The organism is Pseudomonas morbosilactucae, from assembly GCF_023241665.1.
GTDB lineage: Bacteria > Pseudomonadota > Gammaproteobacteria > Pseudomonadales > Pseudomonadaceae > Aquipseudomonas > Aquipseudomonas morbosilactucae.
Genome location: NZ_JALQCX010000006.1, coordinates 192314 through 214102, shown reverse-complemented (window position 1 = coordinate 214102; position 21789 = coordinate 192314). Strand labels below are relative to the sequence as shown.

The following is a 21789-nucleotide window of genomic DNA, read 5'->3' as shown; positions in this document are numbered from 1 at the left end:
ACCCATAGGGCGCCCCACCAGGCAAGGCACCGAAAATCGCGACCAAAGCACCATTGCCCCGGCATTTTCATTGATGTGAGTCTCTGTGGGCGAAAAAGAAAACCGCTATTGATGACGACCAGACAGCGCCCGGACGCGCACCCTTCTGGCCAGATGAATAGCCCTCGCTCGCCGCTCACTTATCGGACCGACACCATGAGTTTATTTTCCCGCTTCAAAACCGCCAGCGCCGAGGACTCGGGAGTCGTCTCCCTGGTGACCTCCGCCCGACAGCTGGCCGAGCACGTGGCGGCGCTGAGCATCGTGCCGGTGTACATCACCGGCTTTGTGTCGCCCCACATCGACTTGGACCAGGCCGCACGTTGCATCGCTGCGCGTTTCCCGGGCGCTACCCTGAGCCTGTGCACCAGCGCCGGCGAACTGCGTTCAAGCGCCAGCGGCCTGTACTGCGAGACCGGTCAGCAATGGGACCGCATCGTTCTGGCGCTGTTCGATTCCACGGTCATTGCATCCGCCGAGGCGGTGCACATCCCCTTGCACAGCGAGGACATTCGCGGCCAGGGCCGGCGCCTGAACATGCGCGAACGCATCGCGCAGCTGGTCAGCTCGATCAAAGCCGTGCGCGTGTCCACCGCCATCGACCACCGCGACACATTGGCCTACGTGACCTTCGACGGCCTCTCGGCTTCGGAATCGTTTTTCATGGAAGCGCTCTACGAGTCCGGGCGCTTCCCCTGTCTGTTTGTCGGTGGCTCGGCGGGCGGCAAGCTCGACTTCAAGAGCACCTTGATCCACGACGGCCAGCGCAGTTACGCCAACCACGCCCAAGTGGTGTTTCTCAAAAGCGCGAAAAACATCCGCTTCGGTGTGTTCAAGAGCCAGAACTTCGAGAAAACCACTTTCAGCCTAAGCGTGCTCACCGCCTCCCTGGAAGAGCGTTACATCAGCCAGGTGGTCAAGGCCAATGGCGATATCAGCAGCATGGTTGCCGCCTTGTGCGAGACCTTCAACTGCCCCCCCGGGCAACTGGAACAGCACCTGGCCCAGTACTCCTTCGCCATCCGTGTGGGCGAAGAACTGTTTGTGCGCTCCATCGCCCGCATCGACCTGCAGAGCGAGCGCGTGCACCTGTTCTGCGACGTGGCCCCCGGGGAAGAACTGGTGATGGTCAAGCGCACCCCCCTGGTGGACGAAACCCGTAAGGACTTCGCCCGCTTCCTCAGCAACAAACCGGGCCAGGCGCTGATCGGTCTGCTTAACGACTGCATCCTGCGACGCCTGAATAACAGCGCCGAACTGGGCCGCATGGGCGGTGTGTTCGGCGATACCCCGGTGCTAGGCTTTTCGACCTTCGGCGAGATTCTGGGCTTGAACCTCAACCAGACCCTGACCGCCGTGTTCTTCTTTCGCGTACCGCCCAAAGCGCACTTTCACGACGAATACCTGGATAACTTCATCGCCTATTACGGCGAATTCAAAGCCTTCTTCCTGCGTCGGCAAATCAAGAAGCTCTCGGGACTGAGCCAAGTGGTGGTGAAGCAAATCGAGCAGTTCAAGCAGAAAAACTTCAGCGCAGCCATCGACACCCTGGGCCTGGACGAGCACATCCAGCCGGTGTTCGCCGGCCTCTCGGACCTGGGCCAGGTGCTGCATCGTGCCGACAGCGACCAGCAGCAGATTTCCAGCCAGTTGCAGCGTTACTCCGGCGAGTTGCACGTCTCGATGGACGAACTGAGCAGCACCATCCAGCTCCAGGGCCAAGTGATCGACAAGGCCGGAAGCACGGTCAAGACCCTGGCCCAGCAAGCCGACGACGTGGTGATCAGCTCCCGGGACCTGGCCCAGTCCAGCCTGCGCATCCAATCGGTGGTGCAGGTGATCCAGCAGATCGCCGGGCAGACCAACCTGCTGGCCCTCAACGCCGCCATCGAAGCCGCCCGCGCCGGAGAAATGGGCCGAGGCTTTGCCGTGGTGGCCGACGAAGTGCGCAAACTCGCGGAAAAAACCACCCAGAACGCCGGCGAAATCGGCGACGACATCGACCGCCTGGCCGCCGAGATCCGCAAGGTGGCGCAGCACATCGAGGAGCAATCCACGGAAGTCGGCACCCTCAGCGATCTGCTCTCGGAGCTTGAAGGCTCCAGCAGCGCCACCGCCGGCACCTCCCAGCGCACCCGGGACGTGGCCGATACCTTGATCGGCCTGACCCGGCGCTAGGTTGTACGGGCCTGACGCTTGGGCACAAAAAAACCGGCGATGGCCGGTTTCCTTGCGCCCTGGGTGGGCAGCCTGCAATTACTGCGGCTGGATGCCTTTGATTTTTTCCAAACGCATCGGATAGCCCTGCGCCGGCTGCACGACGGTCTCAGTCTCGACGGTCTGCACAACACGACCTTCCGCGTCCTTGGTCACGGCGATACTTTTGCTGTAGGTGCTTTGCACCACGCAGCCATTGAGAGCCATAACCGCTGCGAACAAAGTCAGTGCATGGATGTATTTCACTTGAAGCGTTCCTTCCCTTGGATAATTGGCGGGGCGGACTCTAGCAGCCAACCTGCGAGGGCAAAACCCTCGCCGCCGATCTTTCACGCCGCCTCGCTCACCGCCGGCGTCTTGCTCGGCGGTTTGATCGAGCCGATGTACACCGCGACCACCGTGAGCAGGGCGCCGCCGATTTGCAGGGCGGAGCTGGCCTTGTCCAAGAACGCCACGTCGATGAAGTAGGTAATCACCGGCTCCAACAGCAGGATCAAGCCCGCCAGCCCCAGGCTGATGGAGCCGATGGCGCGATTGACCAGCAACCAGCCCACGAACTGCACCAGCACGCCATAGATGATTAACATCCACAGGGTCTGTTGGTCGGCGATCACCAGGCTTTCCCCCTGCACCAGGGCATAGCCCAGCAACACCGCCGCGGCCCACAGGCTCAGGTGCAGCATCTGCGCGATTTTGTCACCGCCGCCGTCAGGCAAGTCGGTGTTGACCTTGAGGAAGTACACGCAAATCGCATACGCCAACCCGGACAACACACCAAACACCACACCCTGGATGCCCACCGTGGTGCCCATCTCCGGCAGCAGCAACAGATACAGACCGGCAAACGCCAGGGTGATGGACAGCAGGAAGTACAACGACGGTTTTTCCTTGAGCAGCGAAAGGCCGAGCAAGGTCATGAAGAACACCTGGCAATTGGTCAGGATCGAACCAATGCCCGGGCCGACGATGTAGATGCTCTGGTGCCAGAGGATCAGGTCCACCGCCAGAAACACCCCGGCCAGCGCCGTGTAGCGCCGGGCTCGAGGCTGGCCAGGTGCACCGGAACCCGACGCCACTTCAGCGTCAGGTAAAACAGCACCGAGGCGAACAGCATGCGGTAGAAACCCACACCGCCGGCGCCCATGTTGGCAAAGGCCACGGCCAGGGCCGACAGGCTGAGCATCAGGCCGCCCAGGGTCAGTTCCACCACCGCTCTATTGGTCGACATACGCGACTCCGAAAAATACTGGTCTATACACTCGGCGCCGGCCCCAGGCCGGCGCCCTCCCTCACACCCCGGCGCCTTCCTCGGCCGCCTTTTGCAGCCACTGTTGCAGCGGCGGGTACTCAAGCACCTGCTGCACATAGCCGGCCAGCTCCGTCGGCACCGCCACGCCATAACGCCGCAAGCGCAACACCACCGGGGCAAACATGGCATCCACCACACCAAAGGTCCCGCACAGGAACTGCTCGGAGCCGCTCAGCATCAACAACTGGCGCCACAGGGCAAAGATGCGCTGGATATCGGCCTGGGTGTCATCGTTCAAAGGCCCGGCACTCTCCCCCGTGCCCACCCCGAAGGACAGTTGGCTGCGCAAGGGGACAAAGCCGCTGTGCATCTCGGCGCAGGCCGAACGGGCCAGGGCCTTGAGGCGCGCATCGGCAGGCCACAGCCCGGCGTCGGGCCAGGTTTCGGCGACGTACTCGCAGATCGCCAGGCTGTCATGAATCAGCAGGTCATCCAGGCGCAGCGCCGGCACCTTGCCGGTCGGGCAATGGCGCAGGATATTGGCCCGGGTGTCGGGCTCGTCGAGCTTGATCAACAAGGTCTCGAAGGCCACGTCCGCCGCGCGCAACGCCAGCCAGGGACGCAAGGACCAGGAGGACTTGCGGTAGTCGCCGATAATCAGGGTGGCCGTCATTTCATCTAGCTCGCTTCAAGTAAGGGGTGCTAAATTTACCCGCCGTTTTTTTCACCGTATTGCACAAAACTGGACTCGCTCATGGATGCGCCCCGGCTCCCCACCACCCTGCCGCCCACGGGCGACTTCTCGCGGTTCTGGCGCATCCCCGAAGGTGACTGCGAGCTGCTGTCGGCGCGCTACAGCCAACAGTCCTTCGGCCGCCACAGCCATGAGCGCTACGCCATCGGCGTGATCACCGGCGGCGTGGAAAAGCTCTTCTCCCGTGGCCGCCAGCACCTGTGCACCGCCGGCAGCGTGGTCACCATCACCCCGGACGATATCCACGATGGCGTGCCCGGCAGCGCCGAAGGCTGGGTCTACCGCATGCTCTACATCGACCCGGCCTGGCTCAACGCCGTGCTCGACCCGCAGCGTTTGGCACCCGGGTACATCCACCGCTTCCAGGAGGTCATGCGCCACGACCCGGCCCTGGCCTGCCTGTTTCTGCAGCGCCACCGGCTGATTGAAAGCTGCGCCCCGAGCCTTGAGCGGGAAACCCTGCTCCTCGACTTGCTGGCCCAGGTGTTCCAGCGCAACGGCCTGCCCATTCCGGTGGTTGCAGGCACGGAACGCCAAGCGGTGATGCGCATCAAACAACGGCTCGAAGATGACTTTGCCCAGCACATTCCCTTGGAGGAACTGGCAGCCACGGTGGACCTCGACCCGCTGTACATGATCCGCGTGTTCAAGCAGCAGGTCGGCGTCTCGCCCCACAGCTACCAGATCCAGAAGCGCATCGCCCAAGTACAGAACCTGCTGCGTGCCGGGGTGAGTATCAGCGATGCCTCACTGCTGTGCGGTTTCTTCGACCAAAGCCACATGACCCGCGCGTTCAAAAAAGTGGTCGGCGTCACCCCCGGCCACTTTCGTAACAGCCGCCCCTGAATGGGCGGCCCAACACTCCCTGAAAGGATTCGCTTCCATGCCCCACGAACAGACCCCTGACTTCACCCAGCTCCCGGCTGGCGCCGTGGCCTTCCCCGAGGCCAGCGAGGTGTTCGTCGCCGACCAGCAAGAACTGGCCCGCCACCTGCACCCGTTGCTAAGCGTCGACGCCAGCAGCATCAACCCGCAATGGTCCGGCCACCTGCACCTGCTCAGCCCTCTGGAGCCCGACGAAGGCCTGGTGGGTGAGCTGACCGAAGACTGGTTCCTGCACAGCGACCTGGTGAAAACCAACTGGATCGGCTTCAAGCTGGAAGACGGCCGCTACCGCCTGTGCGGCGACCCGCGCTACTTCTTCCTGCACCCGGACAACACCCAACTGCACGAGGCCGAACCCCGACAGGTCAAGAAGCTGCAAGCGCACTACGCCGAACAACAGGCTTCCTTTGAGGCCACGCGCCAGCACTACCACGAGCACGGGCACCTGGTCCGTACCGACTGGGAGGACGGCCGGCCGCTGGAGTTTATCGAGTCTCTGGGCGGCGACCTCGATGGCCGCGCCAACTGGGTGGAAACCGTGGAATTCCCCATGCACATCATCGAAGCCGATGACGACAGCGGTGACTCCCAGGTCTGGCCCTTGAGCCCTGCTGGACGCCGTTTCCAGCACGTGCTCAGCGTGCCGGGCTGGCACTACCGCAGCGCCGGGGCCGACGCCATCGTCATGCTCTACGAGCCTGAAGAAGGCCTGGTGCTGTTGACCTTCGACTGGTCCTGACCCCTGCCCCTTGACTCTGTCCCTAGGGACAGGCTGCACAGTGCCTGATCTTTTTCAGGCACCGCCGCAGGCGGGCAAGGACACTTATGCACACCCTCGCCATGGTCACCGGTGCCAACGGGCACCTGGGCAATACCCTGGTGCGGACCTTGCTGGCCCAGGGGCAACGGGTTCGGGCCGGGGTTCGCGACCTCGCACACACAGCCCCTTTAGCCGGGCTGACCTGCGAGCCGGTACAAGCCGAGCTGCGAGACCCAGCCTCCCTGCGCAAAGCCCTGCACGGCGTGGACGTGCTGTATCAAGTGGCCGCGGTGTTCAAGCACTGGGCCAGGGACCCCGAGCGGGAGATCGTCGAGGTCAATGTCCAGGGCACCCGCAATGTGCTGCGCGCCGCCGCCGAAGCCGGGGTCAAGCGCGTGGTGTATGTCAGCTCCGTGGCGGCTGTGGGGCACAACGGCCAGCCCCTGGATGAGGGCCACTGGAACAGCGACCTGCAAAACCCCTACTACCGTTCGAAAATCCTCGCCGAACAAGCCGCCTGGCAGTGCGCCGAACAACTGGGCCTGCCCCTGGTCACGGTGCTGCCCTCGGCGATGATCGGTCCCCATGCCGCGCGCCTCACCGACACCCTGGGTTTTCTTGCTTCAGTGCTGGCGCGCCGGGTGCCGCTGGACCCGAACTTCCTGTTCAACTTCGTCGATGTGCGGGATGTGGCCGCCGGCATCATCAGCGCCGCAGAACGGGGTCGGCCGGGAGAACGTTACCTGCTCGCCAACCGCCAATGCTCGTCGCTGGCCGAGATTATTCAGGCCGTCAACCAAGTGGTGCCCGGTTACCGAGTGCCACGTCGGGCGCCAAAAGGCCTGCTGCTGGCCCTGGCCTGGATTGAGGAACAACGTGCTCGATTCAGCGGCCGCCCCGCCGAACTGCTGCTCAGCCAGGTGCGGATGTTTTATGGGGTGCCCCAGGAATACTGCATCGACAAGGCCATCAACGAACTGGGTTACCAGCCCCGGCCACCGCAGTTGGCGCTGCAACAGGCGTTTGCGTACTTGCAGCAACGCTGAGCGAGCTGTCACAGGCGGGCACAGCCCCAGGCCCGAAACGTTGCGCCAGTTCGCCCCGCAGCGCCAACAATTGCAGGTCCTGGGCCTGCAAGGCAGCAATCTGTGCCTGGATTTCCTGGCGCTTGGCGTCGATGCCTTGCTGAGCCAGCGCCACCGGAAACCCTTCGGCCGCCTGCTTGGCCTCAACCAGTTCGCGCAATTGGCTCAACTTGAAGCCCACCGCCTGGGCGGCGCGAATCAGCCGCACCACGTCCAGATGATGAGCACTGTAGACCCGATAGGCGCCCTGGCGCGGAGGTAGGCGCAACAAGCCCATTTGCTCATACAGGCGAATGGCCTTGGGTGTGCAGCCCGATAAGTTAGCCAGCGTGCCGATGTACATAGTCCTCTCCCTGACCCCTGATACGCCGCGCAGCTTACCGGCAAGCCGAGCCCGGCGTCTTGCCGGCTAACGCGCCAGCACCGGCAGCAGCACCCGCGCTTCCAGCCCGCCACCCGCGCGATTGTGTAAGGTCAGCTCGCCACCCTGCTCCAGGACAATCGCCCGGGCCGCTGACAAGCCCAGCCCCACGCCGCCGGTGCTCTTGTTGCGGGAGGTCTCCAGGCGGAAGAACGGCGCAAACACCTGCTCCAGGAATTCAGGCGCGATGCCCGGGCCACGGTCGAGCACGCGGATCAACAACTGGTCCGCCCGCGACTCCAGTTCGATGGCCGGCTCGCGGCCGTACTTGATGGCGTTGTCCAGCAGGTTGCCCATGACCCGCCTCAGCCCCAAAGGACGGCCGCAGAACACCAGCCGTGACGGGCCCCTGAAGTGAATGTCGATGGACTGGTCACGGTAATCGTCCACCAGGGTCTGCAGTAACTCCGCCAGGTCAAACGAGGTCGCCTGCTCAAGCCGCGCATCGTCGCGGAAGAACTCCAGGGCCGAGTTGATCATGGCCTGCATTTCATCCACATCACGAAACAGCCGTTGCTGCTGGTCGGGGTCTTCGATGAACTCGCCGCGCAGGCGCATGCGCGTCAGGGGCGTGCGCAAGTCATGGGAAATCGCCGCCAGCATCTGGGTGCGGTCCTGAATGAAGTGCTGCAACTGCGCCTGCATCGCATTGAAAGCGAGGATCGCCTGGCGGATTTCATGGGCCCCACCGGCTCGATGGGGGGCGCATGAAAGTCCACGGCAAAACGCCGCGCGCCCTCGGCGAACTGCTGCAAGGGCCTGGCCAGGCGGCGAGTGGCGATCAGCGCCACCAGGCTGATGGACAGCAGCACCAGGGCAATCAGGATCAGGTTGCGCGGCCCCTCCTCCAGCCCCCAACTGCGGGACGCCGACGAGAACAACAGCCAGGAACCGTCGAGCAACTGAATCAGCAGCGCATAGCCGCCACCGCCGCCGGGCCAGTCGCTGGGTTCGTAGGCCTCGATATGCCGCGGCGGCCCGCTCAGCGCGCTGCGCAGTACCCGGGAACCGCTGCCGAACTCCGAGTCATCCTGGTACGGCAAGCCCAGGCCGTCGCGGCTCCTGTACCACTGGGCGTTGATCTTGTCGTCGCTCACGGCGGCGGCCAGCCGCGGACGTTGGGCCGGTTGCGAGGCTTCGATCACCCGGGTGATGGCGGCGACCCGTTCCAGCAGGCCCGTCTCGGTCAGCGGCGGTTTGGCCCAGACCCCGGCCAACTGCACGAACAGGCTGTTGAAGGCCAACGCGGTGAGCATGGCCATGACGATGGTCAGGGCGATCCAGCGCGCCACCGTGTCTCGCGGGCGATAACGCAGCGCGGCACGAAACGCTTTCACTGACGGCTCACGCTGGGGGTGAACAGATAGCCGCCATTGCGCACGGTGCGAATCATCGCCGGCCGCTTGGTGTCGAACTCCAGCTTGCGCCGCAGGCGGCTGACCTGCACATCGATGCTGCGATCGAAAGCGTCATGGGCCTGGCCCCGGGCCAAGTCCAGCAACTGCTCGCGGGTGAGGATGCGCTGGGGGTGCTCGACAAACACCAGCAACAGGTCGAACTCCCCGGCCGACAGCGGGATCATCACCTGCTCTGGCGAGCGCAATTCGCGGCGGGTGAGGTCCAGTTGCCAGTCGGCGAACTTGATCAGCGGCCGAGGCGCTTCACCGCTCAAGGGTCGATTCTCCCCGGCCCGCCGCAGCACCGCCCGCACCCGGGCCAGCAGTTCGCGGGCATCGAAGGGTTTGCTCAGGTAATCGTCGGCACCCATTTCCAGGCCCACCACCCGATCACTCAACTCGCCCATGGCGGTGAGCATGATCACCGGCGTGGCCCGCTGCTGACGCAGGCGCTGGCACAGGCTGAGGCCATTTTCCCCGGGCAGCATCAGGTCGAGGATGATCAGGTCCGGGGCCTGGCGCTCCAAGGCCGCCCAGAGCGACACACCATCGGTGGCGACCTCGACCTGATAGCCCTGTTGCACAAAAAATTTCTTCAGCAGCGCGAGGACCTCAAGGTCGTCGTCGACGATTAAAAGACTGCTCACCAGCGGCATCACTTAAGGGGTGAAAGAGCGGTTATCTAAAACCATTCGACGCCAGCCGTCATATATTTCAATGCGGTAACAAACCTTCACCCAGGCAATAAAGCAGACATCTTTGCGCAAGCAGCGAATGCCAGCATCGGCCTCCCCTTGATGGAGATCCTTCGCCCATGCCGTTGCTGAAACCTTCCCCCGCCCTGGCCCGCCATGCGGCGCTGGCACTGACCCTGTCCTGGCTCGCCGGCTGCAGCAGCCAGGCCCCCACCGAGCCGCGCCCCTGCACCCCGACCGATACGGTCGTGTACGACCCGGCGGAACGGGTCAACCGTGGCATCTTCGCTTTCAACCGCGTGGTCGATGACTACGCCCTGGCGCCGGTCGCCCGGGGTTATCGCCATCTGCCGACGTGGTGCAACAGGGTGTGCATAACTTCGCCAGCAACTTTGGCGAACCCAAGGTGTTTATCAACGACCTGCTGCAAGGCAACCCCAAACGCTCGGTCAACACCCTCGGGCGCTTTGCGGTCAACAGCACCGTCGGCGTGCTGGGCCTGATCAATGTCTCCGACCCGCTGGGCATCCCCCGTCACGACGCCGACTTCGGCCAGACCTTTGGCGTGTGGGGCATCGGCAACGGCCCGATCGTCGAACTGCCCCTGCTGGGCACGGCCAATAGCCGCGATGCCAGCGGGCGCGTGCTGAGCTTTTTCTTCGACCCTTTCGGCGACCACAGCGACACCGTACAAACCCTGGGCACCGTGGCCACGGTGGGCGGCGTGATCGACGGCCGCGCCGCCCTGCTGCCGCTCACCGACAGCCTGCAAAACATGCCGGACTACTACAGCGCCCTGCGCAACGTCGTCGCCGAACACCGCGCGCCTTCGTCGAAGAAGGCAAACAGGGGCTGACCGATCCCGGGAAAAACCGCTGCGAGGGCCCCGACCATGACACCTTCTGAACCCCGCTCGCTGATGCTGCTACAACAGGTGGCTATGCAAGACGACGCCTGCCTGCACTGTCGAGAAATCAGCCTGGACCTCTCCGAGGACCAGCAACACCTGATCCTCAGTCGCTACAGCGAACGCTACAGCCCCGACGGCATGGAATGGGTCGAACGCAAACACCAAGTACCAATAGCCGAACTGCTGCGCTGGATCATCGAAGAAGGCCAGCCGCCGACACTGCTGCAGAGCGCCCCGTCGGCCAAACTGAACGTGGCGGCTCACTGAGCCGCGCGGGAGCCTGGGCAAGACCGGATTGAACGAAGCACTGGGAGAGCCGCAGAAGACTTTGCTATCGTACCAATCCCATCCACCCGCCCTGTGCCCAGCGGCTCTCCTGCCCGGCACAGGCGTTTGATTGCGATAAGCCATGCCTCTCGAAATCTATGCGCTGCTGTACCTGAAACTGCTCCTGTCCATCTGGGCCGGTGTGTGGGTCATCGTGGTCAAAAAACGCGGCCGCTTCGGACGGCTCCCCGCCAACCTGGCAGGAGCGGTTGCCGGCTTTATCGCATTTATCGTGGCACTCACCGTATTCCCCACAATGCCGCACAAAACCCCGACCATCAGCAGCCTCTCGACCCCGGCGGCTGCGGTCGAGGTGGTGAAAGAACTGAGGGTCTGAGTTTGAAGCTTCAACTAGGTCAGAAGTTCGAGTGTCGAGATTCGGGTAGGTTTTGATAGGTTGGTGCAGGGTGGGGCAATAACCAGCCGCAGAGTCGTGACAGTTCAATAGGTTGTAACACCAGCCCAGCCACCCGCCGTAGTATTGCCTTTGGCAACACATACTGTGCGAAAAAACTCCAGCCCGCGCCAAGCTTTACAATCCGCCACCACTTGACTTGTACCTTAACGTTGATCAGCTTCTACGCTTGCCAATTTTTTCCAACCGTAGTAAAAAACCATCGTGCCGTCTTGGAAATGCAATGTCATCTTTGCGTAACAACGATAAAAATAAAATACTTTTTGCTTACAAAGCATACAAACAACTTGCATCTTCCGTCACAAGTATCACCTGACTTGGCTCCCTATCAAAGCATGGTGATAAAAGCATAGATCTGAGATCGCCAGACTCCATAGAAAACCGAATAAATGATACCAAATCAGTTTTTTCTGCCATAAAAACCCTACCTAAGAAAATAGGCTTTTTACCTTTAAAAGTTACTAAGTTATGTGCAACATAATAGTAACCATCCATTAAACACTCAATAACGTCCTCAGCATCATCAAGCATTAACTTAAGCTCTCCTTTACACGTGAGATCTCTCATTTTGAAAAAAACATCGGGTTCACTCAGTCCTGAAGGAACTTCACTTTTCACCAAAAAATTAAATTTATATAAGTTTTTCATTTAATTAGGTACGTCATAAAAAATGTGTCCATCCGAGTTTTGGTTATACCATTTAATATGCGGCGTATCGCCCATCCCATTTTCAGGCGCCATGTGTTGCTCGTAACCCTTCTTATACTTTTGTACTCCGTCATCTCGCTTACTCTGAGTATGTGCTTTGTAGCGATTCATACTCCCTTGCGACTCTTTAAGAAACAACTTCGCATCCGAACTAGACTGCACTTTAACCTGAAACTTTTTACCATCAGATATTGCACTTTGCGAATCTTTTACTGCTTGCTTCCACCCCTTAGACCCTCTAACTAACGGCAGCATCTCAGACGATTTTATATTAAGCTTTCCTGAATATGAGCTACATGTAAGACCTGAAGGGTCGGCCCAGCTTGTTGGGTTAGCGGCATACCGATAAAGATTCCCCCCCCCCATCAACCCAATTGGATCCTGGGTGGTAAACCGTCCCACTGCCGGATCGTAGTACCGGAAAGTGTTGTAGTACAGCCCGCTTTCCCGGTCGTGGTACTGCCCTTGAAAGCGCAGGCTCTGTTCCACCAGGTTCGGTGATAACGCTTCCAGCCCGCCCCATGCCTTGTAGTAGGCGCGCCACACCACGTGCCCTTCGGCGTTGGTCATTTCTTGCGGCGTGCCGATCTGGTCGGTGTGGAAGTAGTAGTGCCGGGCGTCTCGTTCCGGCAGTTCGGGGTCGGTGTCGATACGGGCCAGGGGCGCGTAGCTGCCGGGTTCGTAGAGGTACAGGCTGTGGAGTTGCGACTGCTGTTCCTGGAGCAGGCGCAGGCCTTGCCAGAGGAACCTGGTTTCCTCGGCCTGACCGTCTTGCGTGACGTGTTTGCCGATGCGCCGGCCCAGGGCGTCGTAGTGGTAACGGGCCTCGCTGCGCAGTTTCGGGCCTTGCCAGGTTTCGGCTTTGATCAGGCGGTTTTCACTGTCGTAGTGAAAGCGTTGCATGGCCCCGGTTGCACTGCTCTTTTCGCTGAGGTTGCCCCAGGTGTCGTAGCTGAAACGCAGGTCCTTGAAGGCGACCAGGCGGTTATCAGGCAGGCTTTCAAAGTGCCAACGACCGCTGCCGCTGAGGTTGCCGGCGGGATCGTAGGAGAAGTCCTCGGTCTGCAACTGTGGGTGATCAGGTTGGCGGCTGCGCAGTTGGCCGCTGGCGTCGTAGGTGAAGTGAGTCACCCCACGCTGTTTATCGGTCACGCGCTGCACTTCGCCGCCTGGGCTGTAGTGGTAGCGACGATGCAGGGCGGTGGCCGGGTGCTGTGGGTGGCCGAGCAGGCTGTCGGTTTTTTCCTGAAGCTGGCTGAGTTGCTCGTGGGGCAGGCGGATTGCGGCCTGCCACACCTTGCGGTCCTTGCTGTCGTAGCCATAGCGGCTGGTGAGCGCCCCCTGGGTACGCAGGGTTTCGCGGTGCAAGGCGTCACGCTCGAAGTCGCTGATCATCCGACCGTCGAGGTTGATCTGGTGCAGGTGACCGCTGCCGTAGTGAAGGTAGTTCGCCTGGCGCCCGTCAGGCAGCGTCAAGCCGGTGAGGTTGCCCAACGCGTCGTAGCTGTAGCCGAGGTTGCCGGTGCTGCTCTCTTCACTCAGCAGTTGGCCGGCGGCGTCGTAACTGAACGCCAGGTGATCAAGGCCGACACCACGAGCCTTGCCTGCTGCACTCGGCTGACGATCCACGGCAATCAGCCGATCGACATCATCGTACTGGTAGTCCAGACGCCCATCGTCGGTGATGCGGCTGAGCAGGCGCCCCGCAGCATCGTGCTCGAAGTATTGCTGGCGGGAGAGGTCATTGAAGCCCTGCCGGGTGACTTCCTCCAACTGTGCCAGGGCGCCGCTGAGGGTGTAACGGAAGCGCCGGCGCAGGCCGTCGACCCGCACTTCTTCCTGCAGGCGATCGCTCGCGTCGTAAGTGAAGCGATAGGCTGCCTTGTTCTCGTTGAGCAAGGCGATCAGGCGCTGGCAGTTATCGTACTCATAGTGAACCTGCTGCCCTCTCGGGTCCTGGCGTTTGCTCAGCAACCCGCGGGGCGTGCGCGTCACATAGGTGGTGCGCTCGTCGGCATCGGTATGGCTGAGCAGTTGGCCAAGGGCGTTGTAGCTGTAAGCGTCATGACTGCCGTCCGGGTGCTCGACGCGCAGCACTTCACCGTCGGCCTTGCGGATCAGGCGGGTGGTGCGCTCCAGGGCATCCTTGATGCTGAGCAGGTGCAGGTTCTGGTCGTAGGCATAGTGGGTGCGATGACCGGAACAGTCTTGGTACTGCTCGATTTGCCCCAGTGCGTTCCACCACAGGTGCGTGGTGTTGCCCAGCGGGTCGGTGCAGGTGTGGGGCAAGCCGTCGTTGGTGTTGAAGTACTGAGTGACATGCCCCAACGGATCGACACTATCGAGCAGCGTGCCGTTGCTGTCGTAGACCCAACTCTGGGTGCTGCCGTCGGGGCGCTGGATGCTGGTGATCAGGCTGGTGTTGAGGTGGTAGCTGTAGCAGGTGCTGCGGCCCAGGGGGTCGACTTCCTCGACCAGGCGCGCGAAGTCGTCGTAGACAAAGGCCAGTGAGTTGCCGTCCGGCAGCTCCAGGCCCGTCATGTTGCCTGCGTCGTCCAGCTCGAACCGGTAGTGCTCGCCGCCGAAGTCACGGCAAGCCGTTACCCGACGGCCATCGTTGTAGTGAATCAGCGCGACACGGTCGAGCACGTCACGGATTTCGGTTTGCTGCTGGGCCAGGTCGTAGTGGAAATGATAACGCTCACCGTCACTGGTCCAGTGCTCGACCACACGGGGCTGATGATCGTCGAAGCGGGTCGACCAGCGATACTGACAAACCAGCCCCAGGGCATTTTCGTGGGCGACCATGCGCCCTTGCTCGTAGGCAAACTGGCGCACTCGATCGCCATTGCGATTGATCACCTGCTGGAGTTGCCCATCGGCGTCGTACTGGTAGTGAACCAGGGTTTCCACAGGCCGGTTGTCCACCACCCTTTCCACCCGACTCAGGCGCCGTTCATGGCGCTCGTAGCACAGGTGCAGACGAATGCCGCCGCTGGCACAGATATCACTCAGGCGTGCTTGGCCGTCGTAGTGGAAGCTCAGGAAATGCCCGAGTGCATTCTCGATACGGCGCAGTGGCGAGGGTTGGCCACTGTCGGCCAACTCACCGAAATAGAAGAAGGTGTTGTCGGGCGTCTGAATCAGGTAATGCCCGCCTTCGGAGCACACCAGGAACAGTTGCTCGCTGGCCAGGAAAAACCGCTCCCCAGGCTCCAGCACGGGCAGGTTCAGGTCGCGCCCCTGGTTGTCGCGCAGGTACAACTGACCCTCTTGCAGACGCAGGCTTTGCTCCCACGGCAGCACCCAGCCGCGCCCCAGCAGCCCTTCGTGATGAACATCGCTGGCATAAAAACGTGCCCAGACAATCGGCATCAGGCCGGGAAGATCAAAGTCGGTTTCGCTTTCTTCCAAGAGCAATTTGCGCCCGCTGATCCCATCCACCGGGTTGCCAAACAGTGCCCCGGCGACGCGCCCGACGGCTGGGCCTATAACGAACTGTCCAGCCAGTTCGCCCACCACAAAAGTGCTGGCGAAACGCATGGCGCAGGGGGCCACAGCTTTGAGCCCGACCTGGCTGGCCTTGAACAGCAGTTGCCCAACGCCACCGACAAGGCCGGCAACGACCATGGCGACCTCCACCGTGTCGCGTATGATTTTCGGTACTTCGTCGTCGATCGGCAGGTACTGTTCCTTTTCAGCGCCGATGAACACGTTCTCCGAACCGCTGTCGATCACACTGCCGCAGGTCAGTTTGTCACCCTTGCGGGCCGCTGGCAGGCCGTTGATAAACACCTTGGCCGAGCCCTCTGCAACCATCGGCGGCACCGGGTGTTTTGTGCAGATACCAACGCTGCCCTGGACAAAGGCCGCCTTCAGGCCATTGATAAACACGTCGCTGGAACCACTGGTAATCCCTCCGGCGGGCGCCTTACTCATTCGCCCTATGCCCTCCCCCGCCATCACCAGCCCTGAACCGGCAGCGCCCGCAACCACCCCAATCAGCAGGGGTAACAACACGGCCCCGGCTCCGCAGGTCGCAACGACAAAAATCGAGGCGGCAGCCACCAGCGCCAATCCCAGCGCGGCGCCCACCAAAAAACCCACGAGAGCGTTGGTGTGCGCAATCTCGTCGTCAAAACGTGCTGCTTCAAACATGCGTGACATCCATGTCATGCCGACTGTTTAGGGCCGGAAATCCTTAAGGGGTGGCGGGGCTGGAGGGATGGGCTCGAAAACTCGCCAGCACCTCCAGCCACAGCTGATTCAGCTGGGCGTCAAACGGCATCTGGCTGGTGGCGGTAAACACCAGCACCCGTTCAGGGGCGATGAAAAAAGCCGACTGGCGCTGATACACCGGGCGCCCATCGCTCTGGTAATGGGCATCGACTTGCCGACCCGGGATCGGTGAGCTGGCCGAGAGCTCAACCTCGAGGATGCTCTGGCGCTGGTACTTGCGCAGCTTGGAGGCGATCAGGCCGACCTGGCGCTCGACGTAGTCGGACAAGGCTTCGCCGGGCAGTGTGGTGTCCCGTGAAATCGTCAAGCTGAACGGGGCTGGCAAGGAAACGCCCGGGACAAACATGTTGACGCTGCGGTCGTGAAAACCGGCCGGCAGGGTGAGCGTGCCTTCTTGAATCAGGTAGTCCATTGGCGATGTGCCCTCAGGTTGGAATAGGGGGTTTAGGAAGCCGGCTGGGGTGGGTTGGAAAAGACGCCTTGCACCTGGCTGTCGATGCTGCCCTTGGCCCCATCGGCACCCGGGGCCGTGCCCGCCGCGCCGCCCGGCATGTTGATGTTGAGATTGCCGCCGGTATTGATCTCGGCGTCGCCGGTGACCGAGAAATTGAACGCGGTGCCGTAGAGGTTGATCTCGCCGCTGGCATTCATTTCGATCACGCTCTGGCCACACACCAGGCGCAGTTGGCTGCCCGCCTCCATCAGGTACTGGGTGCCGACGCTGTCGCGCTTGGCGCCGCCGACTTGCAGGGTGTCGTTGACCTTGACCGTCCTCAGGCGGTTCTGGCCGATGGTCACGGTTTCGTTCTGCCCCACGGAGTGAGCCCGGTCGACACCCACCCAGTGGGTCTCGTTGTTGCCGACGCTGCAATCCTGGTCGCGCTGCGCATGGATGTAGATCTGCTCGCGCCCGGCCCGGTCTTCCACCCGCACTTCATTGGAGCCCGCGCCCCCCAGGCTGCTGTTGGTCTTGAACACGCTGCGGGTCTTGTTCTCGGGCAGCGGATAAGGCACCGGGGTGATTTTGTTCGGCACACAACCGGTGATCAGCGGTTGGTCGGGGTCGCCCTCAAGGAAGGTGACAAACACCTCCATGCCGATCCGTGGAATCACCACCTGGCCAAACCCCGGGCCCGCCCAACTGGAAGCCACCCGCACCCAGCAACTGCTGGTTTCGTCGAAACGGCCCTCACGGTCCCAATGGAACTGGACCTTGACCCGGCCATACTGATCGCAATGGATTTCTTCACCGGCTGGGCCGGTCACCCTCGCCGTCTGGCTGGCCAATACGGGTTTTCGTGCCGGCATCGGCGGGCGGTAAAACGTGTCCCAGGGGATGGCGGAAAAAGTGTTGCGATAGCCCTGCACAAAGCCGTCTTCGGGCTTCACATCGCTGGTGACCGATTCCTCCAGCACTTGTGGTTGCAAGCCCTGGTGAGCGACTTCGGTGATCAGCCAGAGGTCATTCCAGGCCATGCGCGGATGCTTGGCCAACGTCAGGAAATGCCCGCTGACCAGGGCCGGTTCGTCGCTGTGGCCCTTGACCAGGCGGTAGTCGGCACGGTGCCGCTCCAGCGCGCGCTGGCTCAGCACCTTGCCACGATCACGACGATTGAATGCCCCGGGGTAGTCGTAGTCTTCCAGGTCAGGCTGCGGGGCCTGATTTTCCGATTGGTACTTTGACTCCAGCAGCATGCTCGGCTTTTCAAAGTCATAGTCACGGCGCGTGGTGCGGCCGGTGCGCGCCTCGACCCGCAGGTCAAAACCCTTGATCACCGGCCGGTCGGCAACCATCCCGCTACCGGCCTGGTACTCCGTCGCTTGCGGCAGTTGGGGAAACACCGTCTGGTCATCCCCGAACATCAGCACATGCCCGGCCTGACTATGGCGATGGTGGTAATGGATACCCTCTTCGCTGCACAGGCGTTGCACGAATTGCAGGTCGGATTCGTCGTACTGCACGCAGTAGTCCCGCTCCGGGTAAACCATGCCCAGGTGGAACTGGTAGGCATCGCTGAGGATGCCGTGCTCTTCCAGGATCTGCGCGATGATCCGGTTGACCGGCAGGTGCTGGAAGATGCGTTGGTTGATTCGGTGGCTCAGGTAAGCCAGGTGTGGAACCAGGGTCAGGCTGTAACGGGTCAGGCGCTTGCCGCTGGCACCCTGCTCCGCACGGTGAATGATCCCGTGAATGCCCTCGCCCCGGTCGCTAAAGGCCAGGAAGGCGGGTTTATGCAGCAAGCTCTCAAGGTCCACTTCATGTCGCTCGCTGACCAACTCCACATCGAAGGCATAGAGCGTGCTGATCGCTTCCTTGCCCACAAAGGAGAGCACTTGAAAATCATGCTGGAGCCCCTCGACGACCAGGCTGAAATGGGTCTGGTTGGCTGAACTGAACAATCCCTGTTCCTCTGTGTAAGTGCGTCAGAAGCGAAAAAAGCACATGGACCGACGCGGCAGGTCCATGTGCTGTGACGATCGACCCGCCTTAGCCGGCGACCGGGGTGCGCCAGTCATCGGAACCGGAAGTACCGGAGACTTCGTGGGTCCAGGTGATTTTGCGGTAGGTGAAATGCACGTCTTCCAGGTGGGTGAAGTGCGAGTTCGATGGGTCTTGGCAGTTGTGCATGTAGTCCTTGATGTCGACGATGATGGCGTCTTCAAGGGTGGTGGTGAAGTAGTGCTCCTGGGTGCCGGCAGCGGACGTGCGGTACCAGTGGATAACGATCTCGGTCAGGCGCTCGCCCGAGGTCAGGGCCGCCAGCAACAGGGGCGACGCCTTGTCGAAAACCTTGGTGATGATCACCGGCTTGTGTACGCGCTGGCCGGTGGGTTGGCCGGATTGCGGGTCACGAGGAATGATCACTTCGTGCTGGAAGCCCTGGACCATGACCTGGTCTTCGTGGCCTTCCTGATAAGTGTTGCCCACCGAATCGGCGGTGAAGGCGCCAGCAGTGATCAGGCCTTGTTTGGTGCCAGTGACGGACATGTACGCGGGTGTAGCCATGGGTGCGTTCCTTGCTAAAAGTGAGAATAACCAATGGGCAACATTGCCCAATGGCTACCCAAAGCTATGTCAAGGAACGTGCCAGAAATCGTCATAACCAAGCGGGCCGGGACCTTCAGCGCGGTTCCGGGTATTTTCAGGCCGGCGCAACCGCAAAACTCCTTGAAAAGTGCGCAAGAAGTTGCGCAGTACTGTGCAAGAAGTTGCGCAGTCGTCTACAACGCTGGCAATACCTGCCTTACAGCGATGTATGCACAAACTTATCCACAGTGAAGTGCGCAAGAAGTTGCGCACTTGCCCTGAGCTCGCACCACGACAACTGACGCCCGCAAAACAGCCATCAATGCCTCTCACTCTGCCCGAGCGGTGTACCGATAAGGGCGTGGACCGGGAGGTTCGATCAACAGCTGGGTGCGGATTTTTTCGCCGGCTATTGGCTCACCCTGCGACCCTGGCGCTGCAGTTTTTGGCGTGTGCCGCTTACCCCCGCACACGGGCCTCCCGACAGGCCAACGCACTCACCGCCAGGCACCCCGCCGCCAGCGAATACACCCACACCGTGGACGCCACCGGCAGGAGCAGCCCGGCAATCAGCGGGCCGATGCCGGCGCCGATGTCGCGCCATACGGCGTTGGCCGCCAAGGCTCGGACGCGTCCAGGACCTGGGTGCCGTTGGGCCACAACGGTCACCACCAACGGCAGTTGCAGGGCCCGCAGCACCAACACCAGGGCACCGCCAACGATCAGCCAGTGGCAACCAAAACCCACCAGGGCCACGCAGGTGAGCAGAGAAAAGACAATGAGCATGCGGGTCGCGCCCCAACGTTGAGCCGCGAGGCCGCCCAGGGGGCTGAGGAGCATTTCCGAGAGGTAGCGCAGGGCGAGCAGGCCTCCGGCCACGAGTACGGCGTTGCCGGCCATGAGTTGTTCGGCCAGCAGCGACAGGCCAATGATGAACAGGCCGTCCAGCACCAGCCCTTCGACAAAGGACCACACGGCCACGCTGTCGGGGCGCTGGAAGCGCCGGGGAGAGGTGGCCAGGGGATGGGCTTTGTTCGGCAGCGCAAGGGCCAGATACACCGCGATCAGTGACGTCAGGGCCATCAGGAAGAAGATCACCCGAGGGCCGTATTCAACACTGACCAGGGCGCCGAGGGGCAAGGCCAGCATTGGGCCGGTGGCGATCAGTGCCCGGGAGCGGCCGGTACGCCGAGCCGCGCCGTCAGGTTCGGCGGTGGCCATGACTTGGGTCGAAAGGTTGAGGGCGGCGTAAGTCAGGCCCCAGCCCAGGCGCAACAGCAGCAGCCACCAGAAGCCGGACAACGTGGCGTAGCCCAGGGCGCACAGGGCCGCCGTGGCAGCGGCCAGCACGCAGATCGGGCGATCACCGTGCCGGGCGTAGAAGCCCATGACGTGGCTGTAGCCGAAAATCCGCACCAGGCGGTTGGCCGCCAGCAACAAGCCGGCTTCGGCCAGGGTCACGCCGAAGGCTTCGTGCTGCATGGGCAGCAGCAGGTAGAGCAAGGTGTCGCCGGGCAGGCAAAGGCCCAGGATCGAGGCGGCGCGGGCGGAGTGTTTATCGGTGGTGCGGGCGTGGGTATCAGGCATGGCGGGCAAACCGGCAGGTCACAAACGGACTCCAGCCTGACCGTCGACAGCGGCGCTGACAAACACTTTAATTGCGCCGTATAGGTGACTAAATTAGACCCATGATCAATGACCTCCCGCCCCTGAATGCCGTCCGCGCCTTTGCCGCCGCCGCTCGCCACGAGAGCTTCAGCCGCGCGGCTGAAGAACTGCATGTGAGCCACAGCGCGGTAAGCCGCCATATCAAGTTGCTGGAAGAACACCTCGGGGTCTTGCTGTTCGAGCGGCGCATTCGCCAATCGTTGCTGACGCCCGCCGGGCAGGCCTTCTATGAACAGGTCAGCGTGGCCCTGACCCAAATCGCCAACGCCGCCACGTCCCTGCGCCGGGGCGCGAAGCTGCGCAAAGTGATCATCAATGTGCGGCCGTCCTTTGCCGTGCGCTGGCTGATCCCACGGTTACCGCAGTTCATGGCGCTGTACCCGGAGATTCAGCCGGAGGTGGTGACCAGCACCCTGGCTCCCGACCCGGCCAGGGAAACCTTCGACCTGGTGATTCGCCGGGGTCGCTCAGGCTGGTCGGCGGCGCTGCAGCCCCAGCGCTTGCTGGAGGATGAAATCCTGGTGGTGGCGGCGCCGTCGCTGTTGCAGGCCACTGCGCTGAACACCCCCAAGGACCTGGCCCGGCATACGTTGCTGAACAGCCGCACCCGCGCCAGCGACTGGCAGAAATGGCTGGAGCATTGCGCCCTGAAGCCGCTGCGCCATCCACCGATGCTGCATTTCGACCACATGCACTTCGTGCTCCAGGCCTGTGTCGATGGGTTGGGGTTGGCGCTGTGCCCCGCCTCGCTACTGGCCAAGGACCTGGCCAGCGGCCGCCTGGTCTGCCCCTTGCCCGAGTTGCGCCAACCCCTGACCCGCTATTACTACGGGGTGGCCGGTGATGCCACGCCCGAGGCCCAAGTGTTTATCCGCTGGATGCTGGCGCAGATCGAGAAAGATGCGCAAGACAACCGACCCCAGGCGCATCGCAGAGGATGACCAGCCCCCACAAATAATCCGATACAAATGTGCCGATTCAGGGCCTTTAAC

Annotated in this window: 17 protein-coding genes and 5 pseudogenes; 9 read left to right on the top strand and 13 right to left on the bottom strand. The window is 62.0% G+C overall.

Annotated elements, in window-relative coordinates:
* Positions 1–111 precede the first annotated feature (111 nt).
* Together M1B35_RS32130 and M1B35_RS32125 are read left to right on the top strand one after the other, a co-directional pair.
* Positions 112–1302: pseudogene (locus M1B35_RS32130) on the top strand (FIST signal transduction protein); the annotation flags it as partial.
* 3 nt (positions 1303–1305) lie between these two features.
* Complete coding sequence (locus tag M1B35_RS32125; protein ID WP_425273387.1) at positions 1306–2217, top strand: methyl-accepting chemotaxis protein; 912 nt, start codon at positions 1306–1308, stop codon at positions 2215–2217.
* Positions 2218–2295: 78 nt separating this feature from the next.
* Here the strand turns inward: M1B35_RS32125 and M1B35_RS04465 are convergent, their stop codons facing one another.
* The 3 genes and pseudogenes from M1B35_RS04465 to M1B35_RS04450 all read right to left on the bottom strand — a co-directional run bounded on the left by M1B35_RS04465 (position 2296) and on the right by M1B35_RS04450 (position 4178).
* Positions 2296–2502, bottom strand: coding sequence for a hypothetical protein (locus M1B35_RS04465; protein ID WP_123337565.1), 207 nt, complete (start codon positions 2500–2502; stop codon positions 2296–2298).
* 83 nt (positions 2503–2585) lie between these two features.
* Positions 2586–3484: pseudogene (locus tag M1B35_RS04460) on the bottom strand (DMT family transporter).
* 61 nt (positions 3485–3545) lie between these two features.
* Positions 3546–4178, bottom strand: coding sequence for a glutathione S-transferase family protein (locus M1B35_RS04450; RefSeq protein ID WP_268261328.1), 633 nt, complete (start codon positions 4176–4178; stop codon positions 3546–3548).
* A gap of 81 nt (positions 4179–4259) precedes the next feature.
* Between M1B35_RS04450 and M1B35_RS04445 the strand changes: the two genes are divergently transcribed.
* From M1B35_RS04445 to M1B35_RS04435, 3 genes are all read left to right on the top strand, one after another.
* Positions 4260–5105: an AraC family transcriptional regulator gene (locus tag M1B35_RS04445; RefSeq protein WP_268261327.1), complete on the top strand. Its 846-nt coding sequence runs from the start codon at positions 4260–4262 to the stop codon at positions 5103–5105.
* A gap of 37 nt (positions 5106–5142) precedes the next feature.
* The gene (locus tag M1B35_RS04440; protein WP_268261326.1) at positions 5143–5883 is read left to right on the top strand and encodes a hypothetical protein; all 741 of its coding nucleotides are present in this window, start codon (positions 5143–5145) and stop codon (positions 5881–5883) included.
* 86 nt (positions 5884–5969) lie between these two features.
* Positions 5970–6950 (top strand): NAD-dependent epimerase/dehydratase family protein, encoded by a 981-nt coding sequence (locus M1B35_RS04435; protein ID WP_268261325.1) that lies wholly within the window; start codon positions 5970–5972, stop codon positions 6948–6950.
* Here M1B35_RS04435 and M1B35_RS04430 read toward each other — a convergent pair.
* The 3 genes and pseudogenes from M1B35_RS04430 to M1B35_RS04420 form a co-directional block, all read right to left on the bottom strand.
* Complete coding sequence (locus tag M1B35_RS04430; RefSeq protein WP_268261324.1) at positions 6874–7332, bottom strand: MerR family transcriptional regulator; 459 nt, start codon at positions 7330–7332, stop codon at positions 6874–6876. The two genes, M1B35_RS04435 and M1B35_RS04430, sit on opposite strands and share 77 nt — an antisense overlap.
* Before the next feature lie 66 nt (positions 7333–7398).
* Positions 7399–8672 (bottom strand): annotated as a pseudogene (locus M1B35_RS04425) (sensor histidine kinase).
* 71 nt (positions 8673–8743) lie between these two features.
* Positions 8744–9454 carry a response regulator gene (locus M1B35_RS04420; protein ID WP_268261323.1) on the bottom strand — a complete coding sequence of 237 codons (711 nt, stop codon included), beginning with the start codon at positions 9452–9454 and terminating at the stop codon, positions 8744–8746.
* 167 nt (positions 9455–9621) lie between these two features.
* Here M1B35_RS04420 and M1B35_RS04415 point away from each other — a divergent pair.
* The 3 genes and pseudogenes from M1B35_RS04415 (at position 9622) to M1B35_RS04405 (ending at position 11076) form a co-directional block, all read left to right on the top strand.
* Positions 9622–10408, top strand: a pseudogene (locus tag M1B35_RS04415) (MlaA family lipoprotein).
* Positions 10395–10679 carry a hypothetical protein gene (locus M1B35_RS04410; protein ID WP_268261322.1) on the top strand — a complete coding sequence of 95 codons (285 nt, stop codon included), beginning with the start codon at positions 10395–10397 and terminating at the stop codon, positions 10677–10679. Before M1B35_RS04415 ends, M1B35_RS04410 begins: the two are co-directional and overlap by 14 nt.
* A 142-nt stretch (positions 10680–10821) precedes the next feature.
* Positions 10822–11076 (top strand): hypothetical protein, encoded by a 255-nt coding sequence (locus M1B35_RS04405; protein WP_268261321.1) that lies wholly within the window; start codon positions 10822–10824, stop codon positions 11074–11076.
* A 345-nt stretch (positions 11077–11421) separates the two neighbouring features.
* Here the strand turns inward: M1B35_RS04405 and M1B35_RS04400 are convergent, their stop codons facing one another.
* The 7 genes and pseudogenes from M1B35_RS04400 to M1B35_RS04375 form a co-directional block, all read right to left on the bottom strand.
* Complete coding sequence (locus M1B35_RS04400) at positions 11422–11802, bottom strand: hypothetical protein (protein ID WP_268261320.1); 381 nt, start codon at positions 11800–11802, stop codon at positions 11422–11424.
* Positions 11803–15801 (bottom strand): RHS repeat-associated core domain-containing protein, encoded by a 3999-nt coding sequence (locus M1B35_RS04395; protein ID WP_268261319.1) that lies wholly within the window; start codon positions 15799–15801, stop codon positions 11803–11805.
* 48 nt (positions 15802–15849) lie between these two features.
* Positions 15850–16020 (bottom strand): annotated as a pseudogene (locus M1B35_RS32520) (hypothetical protein); the annotation flags it as partial.
* Between the two features lie 43 nt (positions 16021–16063).
* Positions 16064–16513, bottom strand: coding sequence for a DcrB-related protein (locus tag M1B35_RS04390; protein WP_123337592.1), 450 nt, complete (start codon positions 16511–16513; stop codon positions 16064–16066).
* A gap of 32 nt (positions 16514–16545) precedes the next feature.
* Positions 16546–18501: a type VI secretion system Vgr family protein gene (locus M1B35_RS04385; protein ID WP_123337594.1), complete on the bottom strand. Its 1956-nt coding sequence runs from the start codon at positions 18499–18501 to the stop codon at positions 16546–16548.
* A gap of 88 nt (positions 18502–18589) precedes the next feature.
* Positions 18590–19108: an Hcp family type VI secretion system effector gene (locus M1B35_RS04380; protein WP_123337596.1), complete on the bottom strand. Its 519-nt coding sequence runs from the start codon at positions 19106–19108 to the stop codon at positions 18590–18592.
* 480 nt (positions 19109–19588) lie between these two features.
* Entirely contained in the window at positions 19589–20716 is a 1128-nt protein-coding gene (locus M1B35_RS04375; RefSeq protein ID WP_268261318.1) for an MFS transporter, read from the bottom strand.
* Between the two features lie 101 nt (positions 20717–20817).
* Between M1B35_RS04375 and gcvA the strand changes: the two genes are divergently transcribed.
* The gene (gene gcvA / locus M1B35_RS04370) at positions 20818–21738 is read left to right on the top strand and encodes a transcriptional regulator GcvA (RefSeq protein ID WP_268261317.1); all 921 of its coding nucleotides are present in this window, start codon (positions 20818–20820) and stop codon (positions 21736–21738) included.
* The last annotated feature ends 51 nt before the right edge of the window (positions 21739–21789 follow it).

What these genes read in the sequence shown, in the direction of transcription:
- M1B35_RS04400 (WP_268261320.1), bottom strand. Translation starts at nt 11,802, where the DNA reads ATGAAAAACTTATATAAATTTAATTTTTTGGTGAAAAGTGAAGTTCCT.
- M1B35_RS04395 (WP_268261319.1), bottom strand. Translation starts at nt 15,801, where the DNA reads ATGAGTAAGGCGCCCGCCGGAGGGATTACCAGTGGTTCCAGCGACGTG.
- M1B35_RS32125 (WP_425273387.1), top strand. Translation starts at nt 1,306, where the DNA reads ATGGGCGGTGTGTTCGGCGATACCCCGGTGCTAGGCTTTTCGACCTTC.
- M1B35_RS04410 (WP_268261322.1), top strand. Translation starts at nt 10,395, where the DNA reads ATGACACCTTCTGAACCCCGCTCGCTGATGCTGCTACAACAGGTGGCT.
- M1B35_RS04450 (WP_268261328.1), bottom strand. Translation starts at nt 4,178, where the DNA reads ATGACGGCCACCCTGATTATCGGCGACTACCGCAAGTCCTCCTGGTCC.
- M1B35_RS04390 (WP_123337592.1), bottom strand. Translation starts at nt 16,513, where the DNA reads ATGGACTACCTGATTCAAGAAGGCACGCTCACCCTGCCGGCCGGTTTT.
- M1B35_RS04380 (WP_123337596.1), bottom strand. Translation starts at nt 19,108, where the DNA reads ATGGCTACACCCGCGTACATGTCCGTCACTGGCACCAAACAAGGCCTG.
- M1B35_RS04435 (WP_268261325.1), top strand. Translation starts at nt 5,970, where the DNA reads ATGCACACCCTCGCCATGGTCACCGGTGCCAACGGGCACCTGGGCAAT.
- M1B35_RS04405 (WP_268261321.1), top strand. Translation starts at nt 10,822, where the DNA reads ATGCCTCTCGAAATCTATGCGCTGCTGTACCTGAAACTGCTCCTGTCC.
- M1B35_RS04375 (WP_268261318.1), bottom strand. Translation starts at nt 20,716, where the DNA reads ATGCCTGATACCCACGCCCGCACCACCGATAAACACTCCGCCCGCGCC.
- M1B35_RS04430 (WP_268261324.1), bottom strand. Translation starts at nt 7,332, where the DNA reads ATGTACATCGGCACGCTGGCTAACTTATCGGGCTGCACACCCAAGGCC.
- gcvA (WP_268261317.1), top strand. Translation starts at nt 20,818, where the DNA reads ATGATCAATGACCTCCCGCCCCTGAATGCCGTCCGCGCCTTTGCCGCC.
- M1B35_RS04445 (WP_268261327.1), top strand. Translation starts at nt 4,260, where the DNA reads ATGGATGCGCCCCGGCTCCCCACCACCCTGCCGCCCACGGGCGACTTC.
- M1B35_RS04440 (WP_268261326.1), top strand. Translation starts at nt 5,143, where the DNA reads ATGCCCCACGAACAGACCCCTGACTTCACCCAGCTCCCGGCTGGCGCC.